The sequence below is a fragment of the Pseudomonas sp. A-RE-22 genome, assembly GCF_019956035.1.
GTDB lineage: Bacteria > Pseudomonadota > Gammaproteobacteria > Pseudomonadales > Pseudomonadaceae > Aquipseudomonas > Aquipseudomonas brassicacearum.
The window spans coordinates 112811-126147 of record NZ_JAHBCZ010000098.1; the positions used below are offsets into that span (position 1 = coordinate 112811).

Consider the following 13337-nt stretch of genomic DNA (forward strand, 5'->3'; position numbering starts at 1 on the left):
TACCTGAGAAAAACGTTCATTGAAAACGCTGGGATCAGTAGGCAATCCAGCGACCGCAGAAGATCACGCCGCACCAGAGGGCGATCGACAGCCAGGCTAGTGCCTTGATGGCAGGCTTCTCCTCGTCGCCTTGCGCTTGAGCGGCGGGGCGCAGCAACGGACGTCGGATTGACCAGGCCAGCGTGAACACGGCGACGACCAGGAACATCTTCAGCCAGAACGTCGTGTTGACCAGTACGCGGTCTGGCTCGCCGATGATCATGACCAGCCCGGTGAGGAGCAGGACGATGAGCGCGGCGCGCATCCACGGGAAGTAACGGCGTACCACGCCAGCCATGGGCTCGTCGGTGGCGAACACGCCGGCCAGGCGCAGATCGGAGATCACGGCGGCGCCGAAGATCACCGCGATGGCGACGATATGCACGCTCTGGATGGTCGGCACGACCCAGGACAGGTCCCTGATGGCGGTGCTCAACGGTGATGCATAGATCCAGGCGATGATGAGTTCTGATGACATTTGCTTTGCTTCCGCATGGGGTTAGAAGTCTTGGGGTTTTGCGATCGGACGCAGGCCCGTTGCATCTTCCGGCAGGAGATAGCCTTGCTTGATCGAGAGGCGCTTGGCGTCTTCGAATGCCTGTTCGTAGTGACTGAAGCTGCCGTAGCGTTGGCGCAGCACGTCCTTGGAATAGGGCTCCTTGGTGTCATAGATCAGGCCGCAACCGGTCTCCTGGTCCGTGAGGTAGGCCGCGCTGGGCACCTGGATCCACGGCGGACGCACGCCCCCTTGCAGGTTGCCGCTGGCGGGGTCGCGCACGGCGGCCTTGCCCTCGCGCACGACCCGCGGCGCCTTCGGCATGGTCTTGCCCTCGCGCACCCATTGGTCCATGCCGTCAAGGAGCGCCGAGACGACCAGTTCCGCGGGTTCGTCGTACAGCGTCCGGCACCGTGGGTCGTCGCCCTTGCCGATGTCGGCGGCAAACAGTTCGGTATGTTCCGTACCGAGGTCGGCCAGCCGCAGATGCGGCATGCCAGTCACTTCGTAATAGCGAAGCTGCGGGCTGTCGCTGTCTGGCGGCAGGTCGATGCCTTCGATCACGTCGTGCATCAGTTCGGATTGGCTGTAGACGGTCACGAACGGCACGCCGTCGGGCATCTTGCGGGGTAGTCGGATGACGTCGCCACCCACCTCGCCATAGGCCATGCGCCCGGTCATGTAGGCATCGATCAGCGGCCTTGCGTCGGGCATGCGCCATTGCTGGTGGCGGCCCTGGTCGAGGTAGTCCATCCAGACTTGCGCGGTCACGGCCCAGCTATTGACGTAGACGCGTTGCACGTCGAGGCTGGCCAGCGGCCCTTGCGCTGCATTGGTTTTGAGCAGCAACGCCAGCTGCGCCGCGATCCCCTGTGACTGTGGAACGAACGGATCGGGGCCTTCACCGCGGGTAAAACGCTCCGGATCGTAATAGCTGCCCAGTGGCGCATAGCGTGCATAGTCGAAGCGGCGCATGAACTCGAAGTTGACGATCCGTCCGTACTGGGCGATCTGCTCGGCCTCGGCGACCGGGGTGTCCGAGATGAACTTGGGATCGACGGCCGGCTTGTTCATGTTCAGCGTGTAGCCGACGTACGCGTAGCCACGCCGTAGCAAGTAATCGCGGGTCAGGATCCATCCGGCGCCGCGCTCGCCAAACCAACTGAACGGCTCGATCACCACCGTGCCGTTGAAGCGCGCCGGGTCCGCCGGTTTGCGCACCAGGATGCGCGTGGTGTAAGGCGCCTCGAAGAGGGGCTTGCCCGCGGCGGTAATGGCCGGGGCGACACCTTGCAGGTAAAACTCCTCTTCGATGTAGCCGTACTTGTCGAGGTCGCTGTGTTCGGTGCCCGGACGCTTCGCCGACGACAGCGGTGCCACGCTGGAGGGCGGCACGGCGATGGCCGTGGGCATGCGGGGCACCTCGGCGAACGTGTTCGCGGTGAGAGTCAGCGACAGCAGGGCGCCTTGCAGCGTCGGCCGCAGGAGGCTGATCGTTATTGGTCGTTCCATCCGGTCACCTCCAAGGGAGCAAAGTCAGTCTGGTTTGGGGGCGCTTCGCACCCCAGCGGGAGCAAGCTCCCTCGCCACGGTTTTGTGTTTGGCTGGGTGGTGTGGGGTATTCAGGCATCCATGATGTTGCTCACCAACCTGTGGCAAACGCCGCCCTTTGTGGCGAGGGAGCTTGCTCCCGCTGGGCTGCGCAGCAGCCCCAACACTGACCTCGCGGCGGGGCTTCACTCACGGCTCAGGGACGCCTTGCCTTCGCTGTCGATGACGATCTGGTTGTTCTCGCAGACATACTCTTGGATGGCGTAGTTGGAGCGCTTGTAGTCGAACGTGAACCGATACGGGGTGTTGAGCACCTGCGGGTCCTCGATCACCACCTGGTCTTCCAAGTGATTCGGCCCGCGTAGCCTGATGCGTTCGGTGATCTTCATCTCCTCACTGTGGGGAACGTCATAGAAGGTCACGTCCGTTCGCACGCGTTGTGTCTCTACCACGAGCGTGTCGCCTTCCCAGTGGCCGCGCGAATGGCCCTGGTACTTGGGGTCGAGCTTTTCCTTGGGCGGCAATGCCTGGTTCAGGAGAATCCGGCGCACCTGCTGGAGGTACTCGCCGAGGACGATCACTTGCTTGTCGTCGTGAATGATCTGGATCGGGAAGAGCGCCGCCATCAGCGTCGGCATTCCCTCGGGCAGGCACTTGGAGCTCGTCGTGGCCAGAGGCGTCCCGGCTTCGTTCGCTGCGGCTTGTTTCTTCTTCAGCGCGGCGTATTGGCGGGCATAGGGTTCCTTCAGGTCCATCGGCCCGCCCGGGTGCACCGGATCGTCCGGGTTCTCACCGAACCAGTCGTCCGGGGTTCTTTCCCAGGTGCCGCTGATGTCCGCACGTGCGTTGTTCTGGGTCTTGGACGATGCCGCGTTACACCCCCCGGCGACGGTCACGAGGACCACGCCAAGGAAGAGCGTTGCGGCGCTCAAGGTTCGTGTCGGTTTCATTGAAACGTCTCCACGCTGCTGGCCTGTTTGGTTCGGTTTGATTCGAAGCTCATGAAACTGGGGGAGGGGCTTGGCCTATCCGCCGCCCGAGAGCACGACGTCACCGATCTTGATCTCCACGAGCAGTCCGCCCGGGTCACCGTTTTTCAGCGGCCTGAAGGACACCTCGGCACTCTCGCCAGCCTTGACCGAGTCGGCGCTCCAACCCGCGCGCTGCAAAGCGTTGACGCTGCCGGTCTCGATCTTGAAGCGCTGGGCCGGCGGGCCGGGCGTATCGAGGTAAATCGTGATGTGCGGATTGGTCCAGGCGAAGCGCTCGACGACGCCCTGGACCGTGACCGTCTTGGTCTGGTCGAACAGCGCGAATGAATGGTGGGCAGTGGCCAGGGATGGCAGGGCGCTGCAGGCGGCGAGCATCAGCAGGCAAAGCCCCTGACGTAACGGCGGTAATGGGGTCATGACGGATGCCTCGTTCTTATGCGTTCTTATGGCTCCAGCATAGGGGCGACGCATGGGCAGGCCGTAGCCCAAAACGGCAACCGTTCAAGTCCCTGGACATGTTTTTCGGTGGGGAGAAATGACGCCAGGGAAATGCGCGGCCAACCCTTTGCACATGCTGATTTGGGCTACCGCATGGGCGACCCGAATCGGAACACTCATGACTCGCCTCATAAATATAAGAACAGGAGAGACGTCATGCGCACCCCCCATTACGCCCCATTACTTTCGCTGGTTGCACTCTGCACATTGGAGCCGCAGGCGCAGGCCTATGAGCTCTACAACGAAGACGATGGCGCGACCGTCCTGAATGCCGATCTCTGGGCGGGGTTTGGCTGGTTCGGCAGTGAAAAGAACTACCTCGCCAACCCGCAGGAGGAGCCCGGCAGGATGCGATGGCAGGAAGGCTTCGCCAAGTACGGCGTAAACGGTACGACGGACAAGATCGGTGCAGGTTCGGTCTACGGTGGGTTCAGCCTGATCAGTACAGGGTCATGGGGAGATGGGGACGCGGGAGCAGTCACCGCCGGGAATGAAAGAAGAACGGCAGTGGAAGACGCCTATCTCGGTTGGAAGTCGGGTGACCTGATTCCTGCCTTGGGCGTGGATGGCGTGGACTTCTCCTTTGGCCGGCAGCTGGTGACGGTGGACGGCTTCCTGATCACCGACGACGGGTTCGCGCCCGGAAAGGCCTTTAGCCCCATCCCGGGCGTCGCGGACGGCCGGTTCAATCGCGGCGGCGCCTTTTATCTGGGCCCGCGGTTGGCGTTTGGGAATACGGCAGTGTTGAAGCTGGGCGGTACACAGGGTCTTCACGGCAGCCTGATGTGGCTGAAGTCGGATAACCCCGGACAGTCGGAGACCGAAGTGGCGGCCGCCACCGTCGACTACACGACGCCCATCGGCTCGATCGGCTCGACGTACGTGCATGGCCTGGATGTCAACGAGCGATATGTCTTCGCTGATCGGGGTGAGCGCAAGGGCATGGATATCTACAGCATTCGTGGCCAGGGCAATGCGGGTATCGACAATGCCGATTTCGCGTTCGAGGTGGCGCGCCAGGAAAAGCGTTCAGGGTCGCAGCGGGCGATGTTCTTCGACGCTGGCTACACCTTCGCCGACGTCAAATGGCAACCGGCGGTGAGTTACCGGTATTCGCGTTATTCCGAAGGCTGGGACTTCCTGTTTCAGGGCGGTTTTCGCAAGCGCTACCAAGGTGAAGTCGCAGCGAACTATGCCGGCTCCGTCACCTCGAACATGCAGATCAACGATGTGTTGTTCTCGGTCCAGCCAACCGACAAACTGACGCTTAACGCGATGTATTTCCACTACCACCAACTCGCCGACCGGGATGCCCAAGACTTCAGTGCACGGGAGGTCGACCTGTATCTGGATTGGATGGTGACCGATAACGTCACGCTTTCGCCGCTGGTTGGTCTTTATAAGCCCAGGAAGTGGCTCGGGGATGGTGGCCTGCAGAGCGGGAGCGCCTCAACCAACACTTACTTGCAATTCATCGTGTGGGTGACGTTCTGATACGCCGCTCGCGGCATCTGTTGCAGATAACTTGATCCGGAGGCGCCACCAGCGGTGGCGCATTCCCGGCGGGAGAGGTGATTAATCAGGGGCTGTCACAGCATACGGCGCAGGACGTCGCTTCGAGGGTCCCGGTCGAAGAGCCGGTGTTTGAGGGCACCGGCAATATGCACCACGATCAGGCCGAGCAGGGTGTAGGCGAGCACTTTATGCAGCCATTGGAAGACAACGAACCAGTCGTCATTCTTGCTCAGCAGCTCGGGAAGGTTCACCCCAAAAAAGAACACCCCGTCACTCATCGTGTAGGTGCTCGACATCGAATAGCCCATCAGTGGCACGATCACCAGCAGTGCATACAAGGTGCGGTGCGCAAGCCATGAGCAAACTCTTTCGTAGCGCGCCAGCGTCTCCGGCGGTTGCGGCAGCCTGGGGGTGCGCACGCGCAAGGTGAGCTGAATCAGGGCCAGCAGGAACGCCAACACCCCGAAGGATTTGTGCCACGGGTAATAGAGCTCATATTTGCTCGCCACTTCGTCATCGAGCCCGGTCATGTGCCAGCCTGCCCAGAGGAGGCCGGCGATGAGCACGGCGCGCACCCAGTGCAACATACGCAGGGACGTCGGATACCGATCAATTATTGTTTGATTTTCCGGATTCATCGCGGTCTCTCCATCGATCATCAAGGTATCGAAAATGCACGTTTGAACGGCCACCCTCTATGACACAGGGGTGGTCCGGTCAGTGCGGTTTTTTGTTCTCAGTTGGGTAGCAATACGGTAATGACTTTCTCTTCGGTATAGGCCAACGCGCCGCTAAATCCGCCTTCACGGCCAACGCCACTGGACTTGACGCCGCCCCAGGGCAAGTTGGCGTCCAGCGGGCTCCAGCAGTTGATGCCCACGGCACCGGCCTTGACTGCTGCGGCGACGCGGTGTGCTCGCACCAGGTCGCTTGTCCAGACCGTGGCCGCCAGGCCGTAGTTGGAATCGTTGGCCAGTGCGATCGCCTCGTCCTCGCTGTCGAACGTGATCACCGTGCCGACGGGGCCGAAGATCTCGTCCCGGGCGATCGCCATGTCATTGCTGGCATTGGCGAAGATCGTCGGCCGGACAAACCAGCCCCGCTCAGGGCTCGATACGCCGCCGGCCAACAGGGTGGCACCTTGGTCTATGCCCAGTTGGATGTAACGGTTGACGCGATCCAATTGCGCCTTCTTGGCCACCGGTCCCATCTGTACGTCGGGTTGCCGAGGGTCACCGACCTTGACGGCTCGCGCGGCATCGGCAAGCGCTGCGGCGAAGCGATCAGCGATGTTGCGTTGGACCAGGATGCGCGAGCCAGCCGCGCAGATCTGTCCCTGGTTGGCGAACAGGCCGAGCGAGCAGCCGAACAGCGCGTCCTCGAACGAGGCGTCGTCGAAGACGATCTGTGGGCTTTTGCCGCCCAGCTCCAGTGCCACGTGCTTGAAAAGCACGCCGGCGGTGCGCTGGATCTCGCGTCCGGCCTCGGGGCTGCCGGTGAAGCTGATCTTGGCGACGTGCGGGTGCTCGCACAAGGCGCGCCCCACCTCGGTGCCGTAGCCGGTGACCACGTTGATCACGCCGTCAGGGAAGCCCGCTTCCTGAGCCAGCGCCGCCAGGTGCAAGGCCGACTGTGGCGTCTCTTCCGAAGGCTTGATGACCACGGTGCAGCCGGCCGCCAGCAAAGCGGCGAGCTTCCAGACTGTGATCATCAGCGGCGAGTTCCAGGGAACGATGGCGCCAACCACGCCCACCGGCTCCCGGATCGTGTACGAGAGGGCCTTGGTGCCGAAGTAGCCGCCGGTGGGAATGGTGCGGCCCTCCAGCTGGTTGGCCCAGCCGGCGGCGGCGCGCAGGTTGGCGATGGCGTTGGGTACGTCCAGCCGGCGCGGCTCGATCGGTGAGCGCCCGATGGCATTGGCGTCCAGGTCAGCCAGCACGTCGGTGTCGCGCTCCACCAGGTCCGCCAGCTTCGACAACAGCCGGCCACGCTGGGCGCCGTCGAGCTGGCTCCAGGCGCCACCTTCAAGTTGGGTGAGTGCCGCCGCTACGGCACGGTCCACGTCCTCGACGGTGCCGCGTGCGGAGCTGCCGTAGATCTGTTCTGTCACGGGGTCGACGAGTGTCATGCGACGGCCGTCGGAGGCCTCGAAGGACGCGCCTTCGATGAAGTGGTTCAGGTGTTGAGTCATTTTGCAGTCCCTGATTGATGTGGAGTAGTCGGGGTATACACACCTCATCCCTTGAGGGAGGCCAGGGCGTCGCCAAAGATGTCCAGTGCCTTGAAGAACAGCGCGCGCGAGATCGTCAGCGAGGGCATGACGCGCATCACGTTGCTGTAGCGACCGCAGGGAATCATCAGCACCCCGTGGTTCAACAGGTAGCCCATGAGTTGGCCGATCTTATCCGGTGCCAGTGGCGCCTTGGTGACCGGGTCCTCGACCAGCTCGATCCCGATCATCAGGCCGCGACCACGGACTTCACCGACCAGCGGGCTGTCGAAGCCACGGATACGTTCCTGCGCTTGCAGCCCCAGCGTGTGGGCGCGGTTGAGCAGATCGAGCTCCGGGTCCTGGAGGATGCTGATGTTGGTCAGCGCCACGGCTGCGGACAACGAGTTGGCGGCGAAGGTGTTGGGCATCGATCCGTCAGGAATCTTGGCTGCCAGGTCTGAACGCATGATCAGGCCCGCCATCGGCAGGTCGCTGCCGATGCCCTTGCCGAAGGTGAGCATGTCGGGCTTCACGCCCGAGTGCTCGACCGCCCACATCTTGCCGGTACGCCCCGCGCCGGACTGCACTTCATCGACGATCAGCAGCGCGCCGCTGCGGTCGCAGGCCTTGCGCAACAGTTGCAGGAACTCGGGTGAGGGGGGCACGTAACCGCCTTCGCCCTGCACCGGTTCGACGATCACGGCGGCCACGTCATCGGCGGCGGTGTAGGGGGTGTTCAGCAGGTAATCCACGTAGTCGCCGGCAATCTGCTCGGCGCTTTTGTCCGTGGTGTCGAAGGGGAAACGGTAGGCATAAGGGTAGGGCGCATGAATGACCCCGCCCATCTGGGCGCCATAGCCCTTGCGGTAGGCCGTGCCTGTGGTCAGCGCACCGGAGGCGTTCCACACGCCGTGGTAGCCGCCGTGGAAGGCGATGATCTGGTGCCGTCCGGTGACGCGTTTGGCGAACTTGATCGCCGCCTCCAGCGCATCGCTGCCGCTTTGCGTGAAGAAAGTGATGCAGTCGCCGCGCAAGCCGTCGGGTGCGATCTCGGAGAGCTTGGCGGCCAGTTCGGTGCGCCGGGTGCTGTTGACTTCCAAGGCATGCATCAGCACTTCGGATTGCTCGCGAATGGCCTGCACCACCTTCGGATGGCAGCGGCCTACGCTGCTCACGCCCACGCCAGCGGACAGGTCGATGTAGGTGTTGCCATCGGCGTCCTTGAAGGTCGCGCCGAAGGCCCGGTCCATGGCGACGGGCATGCGTCCGCCGCCGCGAGCCATCGACTCGGTACGTGCCGACAATGCCAGGGCCTCGGTGGCCCTGGGGCCAGGAATGGCGGTGTTGATCCGCGGGGCATCGGCGAAATGGAGGGATTCTAGTTTGGCTTCACTCATGACGGTCTCTCAGGATGTCGGTTTCAGTGTCCCGATCATCCTCGTGGCCCGTTCCAGGCCGGTAGCCCGAATCGGCACATTGGGCGGGCCGCCTCGAGCGTCAGCACCAGAGCACTGCCATGATCAAAGAGAATTTGCATAATTCTCTTAATGTGAGAATATCGCGCAACAAGGCATTCTAAGAACAAGAATATTGGCCGAGGCTCTCGTCATCATGAAAAATCAGAACATCAGCCATTTTCGTGACATCCACGTCCACGCCGCCACCGTCCAGGAGTGGAACCAGGACTACAACCAGCTAACCGCCGGTACGGCCGAGAGTTCGCTCATCCAGTTGACGACGGGGCGTTGCCACGTATTCCGCGAGCAGATCAACCAGCGCGTGGTGCAGCATGGCGTGGCCCCCCGAGGCAAGATGTGCTTTGCCGTGCCGATCACCGTCCCGGGTTCGATTCGGATGCAGGGTCGAGAGGTGGACGAGAGCAGCCTGTTCTTTCTTCATGGCGGTGAGGAGTTCATGTTCCACATGCCGATGGGCATGGAGCTGCTAGCCATTACCTTCGAACGCGAATTGTTCGAACAGGCGTTGGCGCAAACCGCGTCGGCCAAGGAAATCAGCCAGTTACTCCGTCAGCCAGTGATCAGGCTCCCCCCGCAACGCTACGCTGACGCTCGACGTCGGATGCTGGCTGCATTCTCCCAGGCGCTCTCGAACGAAGAACTCGACAATGGGCAGGACCGGGAGCTGGCATTTGAACAGGCCATGCTCGACGAGTTGCTGCAACTCATGACTGACCCGGCCTGTGACAAGCAGCAGCGTTCGCCAAGCTCCACGCGCAGCTTCATTGTCGAGAAATGCCATCGCCTGGCGACCGCGGAACTGAACAACGTGCCCAGCGTCGACGAGTTGTGCCAGCGACTCCAGGTGAGTCGACGTACCGTGCAGAACAGTTTCCGCTCGGTTGCCGAGACAACCCCGATCAATTACTTGCGCTCCGTGCGGCTCAACGGTGTACGCCGGACCTTGATGACCACCCAGGCGTCGCGTCTTTCGATCGGCGATGCCGCCGCCCAATGGGGTTTCTATCACCTCAGCCATTTTGCCGCGGAATATCAGGAACTGTTCGCCGAACTGCCGTCTCAAACCGCGCGTGCTGCCATCAGCGATTGCGTGCTTGCTTGAATATCTGCCTGCTGCACTGCGCACGGGCTGGCTTGATTTCACAAGGATGTAGAAACGATGAATAGCCTTCGGCGCCTGCTCAGAGTCTTCGACTTGTTTCGCCCTGAGCAGCCGGTCATCGATGTGGACATCATTTGCCAGGAGCTCGGCTACACGCCTGCCACCGCCTATCGTTATCTGCGCGAGCTCGGCGACGCGGGTTTCTTGAAGCGGTTGCCGCGCGGCTACGCACTCGGCCCTCGAATCGTCACGCTGGAACATCAGATGGCGAACTACGATCCGTTGCTGGCGTGCAGCCGGGACCTGGTCGACAGGTTGGTCGACGATACCGGCCTGGATGCGCTGGTCAGTGAGTGGCATGGCGATTCAGTGGTCAACGTGCTGATCCAGCGGGGTTCCGATGTCGGCCCGGTCGGTGGCGACAGGGGGCGGCCGATCGACCTTTTCCATAGCGCCACCTCGCGGGTCGTGTTGGCGTATCTGCTGCCGCGCCAGATCCGACGCATCTATGACACTCACGCGATCCCGTCCGGATTGTTGCACCTGGGGTTGGCGTGGAAGCCGTTCACCAAGAGCCTGCTCGCCATCCGCAAGCAGGGCTACTGTATCAGCGAAAGCGAGTTGCACCCGGGACGCAGTGGCGTTGCGGCGCCGATCTTCGACGAAAAACGGCGCGTCCTTGGAAGCATGACCCTGGTCGGGCGCAGTGAACGGTTCCGGGCGTTTCAACCGGGCTACCTGTGCGACCTGGTTACCGGCGCGGCATCGGAACTGACGGCACGTATCGCCTTGCAATGAGGGGGTAGGGGGGGATGGATGATGACCCGCCCGGTTTTTTCCGAGCGCAGGTCTCTGGTTACCGATTTGGGATAGTGGGAGGTTCAGGGAGAGGCATAGGATCGAATCCAGCGTGCGACAAGAACAATAACGCTATCCGGTGACGGTGAGCGGTTGACTGCATCGATCCTACAACACCTGCCTCATACAATAAGGTCAAGAAAACATGAGTGTACCTCTCCCGGTCAACAGCTCCACGGAGCTCAAGCGTGGGGCCCTGGGTGTCGGCTTCATCATCTTCTTCGTGGTTTCGGCGGCGAGCCCCTTGAGTGTCATCGCCGGCGGCTTTCCCATTGGCATCATGCTGGGCAACGGTGCCGGCACACCGGCGTTGCTGATCCTGGCCCTGCTGGTGTTACTGGCGTTCTCGGTCGGCTACACGACCATGTCCCGGCACGTCACCAACGCCGGCGGTTTCTATGCGTTCACCTCGCGCGGCCTGGGTGGCCTGGCCGGTGGCGCGGCGGGGGTGCTGGCGATGTTTGCCTACAACATCCTCCAGGTCGGCCTGTATGGCATGTTCGGTGGGGTGGTCAGCGGCACGATGGAAAGCGTGTTCGGCCTGGTGTTGCCTTGGTGGTCGTACTCGCTGATGGCGATGGCCAGCGTTGCGATTCTCGGCTATCGCAAGATCGACCTGTCGGCGCGGGTGTTGTCGGTCATTGTGATCGCCGAATATCTGGCGATCCTGCTCCTGGACTTCGCCATTCTCAGGACCGGCGGCGACAGTGGCATCAATCTCGACGCGTTTGCGGGCCGCCACGTGTTCAGCGGCACCCCGTCGATCGGCCTGCTGTTCTGTTTCGCCGCGTTCATCGGCTTCGAGGCCACCACCATCTACGGCGAAGAGGCCAAGAACCCGCAACGTACGATCCCGATTGCCACCTACTGTTCGGTCTTGCTGATCGGTGGGTTCTACGCGCTGTCGGTCTGGTCGATGGTGATTGGCGTCGGGGCGGACAAAATCGTCTCCACGCTTCAGGCCTTGCAGGACCCGACGACGTTTATCTATGGCATGTCCGATCACTTTGTCGGCCCGCACCTGACCCAGGTCATCCGCGTGCTGTTCATGGTCAGCATCTACGCCGGGCTGCTGGCGTTCCACAATGCCGCGGCCCGTTATTTCTACGCCATCGGGCGTGACGGCTTGCTGCACAGCCGGTTGGGGACCACCCATCGCGTCCATCAGAGCCCGCACATGGGCTCGGCGCTGCAGAGTTTGATCTCCGCCGTGGTCGTGCTGATTTTCGCCGCGATGGATGCCGATCCGATCCTGCAACTGTTCGCCTGGCTGTCCAACCTGGCGACGCTTTGCGTGATTTTGCTGATGGCGCTCACGTCCGCCGCGGTATGGGCCTTTGCCCGGCGCCACCCCGAGCTCAAGCTGGGGATCTGGCGTGGGCGGATTTTCCCGGGGTTCTCTTGCATCGCGCTACTGGCGGTCCTGTTTATCGCGGTGGTGCATTTCGATGTGCTGACGGGCGCGAGCAAGGCCTTGTCGTACGGCCTCTGCGCCATCATTCCCGCGGCCCTGCTGGCTGGCGTATTCCTCGCGGCGCGACTGCGCAAAGTAGCGCCGCAACGGTATCGGGTGTTGGGCAGTCACAAGCTATAGGCGCCTGCGCAGTATCGATGGCGCTTGACGAGGATAAAGCTAAGCTCATTGATTCCTGCGTTCCAGTGCCCCAGAGGTCGGTGTGCCAGGCTGGGCCGCAAATAGCAGAGGAGTCTTGCGATGACGCTTCCACGAGCGTTGGCATTCGATGTGTTCGGTACCGTGGTTGACTGGCATTCAGGCATCGCACGTGAGGCGAGTACATTCGTGTCGACCTACCTGCCCGCTGTCAGCCCCGCCGAATTTGCAATGCAATGGCGCCGGTTGTATGCGCCAGCGCTGCGCGAGTGCATCAAGGGGCATGGAGGCTTCGTCGTGCTGGACACATTGCACTACGAGACGCTGGTCCAGTTGTTGACAACTTACGGCCTGGAAGTCGACCAGCTTGCCCCCGAGGCATTGCACACGCTTGCCCATGCCTGGCGCCGCCTGGACCCCTGGCCTGACGTGGCCGAGGGCCTGGCCCTGCTGCGCCGACGCTTTGCGGTGGTGACCTTGTCCAATGCCAATGTGGCCTTGATGATCGCTATGAACCGCTACAACGGTTTGCAGTGGGACGCGCTGCTGGGGGCGGAATTCGCGCAAACCTACAAACCGGATCCTGGCGCCTACCTGTCCACGGCAAGGGCGCTGGATCTCAAACCCAATGAACTCTGCCTGGTGGCCTGCCACCACAGCGATCTCGCGGCCGCCAGGGATTGCGGGCTGATGACGGCCTATATCGACCGGCCCATGGAATATGGCGGAGCGCCTGCACCCGATGCAGCCCAAGCCCAGGATTGGGACTGGCAGGCGGACAGTTTCATCGATCTTGATCGCAAGCTTCAGGTGATGTCTACCTGATCAAGCGGTGACTCAAGGGGAGGGAGCGGGTCCTTGAGTCCACATGCCCACAGCTCGAAGTCTCTACCTGTAGCGCGTTGCCCCCTCAGCGGGCGGCGCCATGGCGCACCACCTCAATGCGATCCTTCTCTTCGAAGACGAGGGCGAACCAATAGCCCT

12 protein-coding genes are annotated in these 13337 nt (G+C 62.2%); 5 read left to right on the plus strand and 7 right to left on the minus strand.

The annotated features are described in order from the left end of the window. Nucleotides 1-34 precede the first annotated feature (34 nt). From KGA89_RS30095 to KGA89_RS30110, 4 genes are all read right to left on the minus strand, one after another. A complete protein-coding gene (locus KGA89_RS30095) occupies nucleotides 35-517 on the minus strand; it encodes a DUF6644 family protein (RefSeq protein WP_223473251.1) in 483 nt (160 codons plus the stop codon). A gap of 21 nt (nucleotides 518-538) precedes the next feature. After that, a complete protein-coding gene (locus KGA89_RS30100; protein WP_223473252.1) occupies nucleotides 539-2047 on the minus strand; it encodes an alpha/beta hydrolase domain-containing protein in 1509 nt (502 codons plus the stop codon). 224 nt (nucleotides 2048-2271) lie between these two features. Continuing rightward, a complete protein-coding gene (locus tag KGA89_RS30105; protein ID WP_223473253.1) occupies nucleotides 2272-3036 on the minus strand; it encodes a hypothetical protein in 765 nt (254 codons plus the stop codon). A 75-nt stretch (nucleotides 3037-3111) separates the two neighbouring features. After that, entirely contained in the window at nucleotides 3112-3495 is a 384-nt protein-coding gene (locus tag KGA89_RS30110) for a DUF6152 family protein (RefSeq protein WP_223473254.1), read from the minus strand. 237 nt (nucleotides 3496-3732) lie between these two features. On the opposite strand from KGA89_RS30110, the gene KGA89_RS30115 reads away from it, so the two are divergent. Then, nucleotides 3733-5070 (plus strand): alginate export family protein, encoded by a 1338-nt coding sequence (locus KGA89_RS30115; protein WP_223473255.1) that lies wholly within the window; start codon nucleotides 3733-3735, stop codon nucleotides 5068-5070. Between the two features lie 95 nt (nucleotides 5071-5165). Here the strand turns inward: KGA89_RS30115 and KGA89_RS30120 are convergent, their stop codons facing one another. From KGA89_RS30120 to KGA89_RS30130, 3 genes are all read right to left on the minus strand, one after another. Next, on the minus strand, nucleotides 5166-5729 hold the full coding sequence (locus tag KGA89_RS30120; RefSeq protein WP_223473256.1) for a cytochrome b: 564 nt from the start codon (nucleotides 5727-5729) through the stop codon (nucleotides 5166-5168). Nucleotides 5730-5827: 98 nt separating this feature from the next. Further along, the gene (locus tag KGA89_RS30125) at nucleotides 5828-7282 is read right to left on the minus strand and encodes an aldehyde dehydrogenase family protein (protein WP_223473257.1); all 1455 of its coding nucleotides are present in this window, start codon (nucleotides 7280-7282) and stop codon (nucleotides 5828-5830) included. A gap of 44 nt (nucleotides 7283-7326) precedes the next feature. Next, on the minus strand, nucleotides 7327-8700 hold the full coding sequence (locus KGA89_RS30130) for an aspartate aminotransferase family protein (RefSeq protein WP_223473258.1): 1374 nt from the start codon (nucleotides 8698-8700) through the stop codon (nucleotides 7327-7329). Nucleotides 8701-8914: 214 nt separating this feature from the next. Here KGA89_RS30130 and KGA89_RS30135 point away from each other — a divergent pair, with 214 nt between their 5' ends. The 4 genes from KGA89_RS30135 to KGA89_RS30150 all read left to right on the plus strand — a co-directional run bounded on the left by KGA89_RS30135 (nucleotide 8915) and on the right by KGA89_RS30150 (nucleotide 13178). Further along, nucleotides 8915-9883, plus strand: a complete 969-nt coding sequence (locus KGA89_RS30135) for a helix-turn-helix domain-containing protein (protein ID WP_223473259.1) — start codon at nucleotides 8915-8917, stop codon at nucleotides 9881-9883. Between the two features lie 57 nt (nucleotides 9884-9940). Continuing rightward, the gene (locus KGA89_RS30140; RefSeq protein WP_223473260.1) at nucleotides 9941-10681 is read left to right on the plus strand and encodes an IclR family transcriptional regulator; all 741 of its coding nucleotides are present in this window, start codon (nucleotides 9941-9943) and stop codon (nucleotides 10679-10681) included. Nucleotides 10682-10886: 205 nt separating this feature from the next. Continuing rightward, nucleotides 10887-12335, plus strand: a complete 1449-nt coding sequence (locus tag KGA89_RS30145) for an APC family permease (RefSeq protein ID WP_223473261.1) — start codon at nucleotides 10887-10889, stop codon at nucleotides 12333-12335. Nucleotides 12336-12455: 120 nt separating this feature from the next. Continuing rightward, nucleotides 12456-13178 (plus strand): haloacid dehalogenase type II, encoded by a 723-nt coding sequence (locus tag KGA89_RS30150; RefSeq protein ID WP_223473262.1) that lies wholly within the window; start codon nucleotides 12456-12458, stop codon nucleotides 13176-13178. Nucleotides 13179-13337 lie beyond the last annotated feature (159 nt).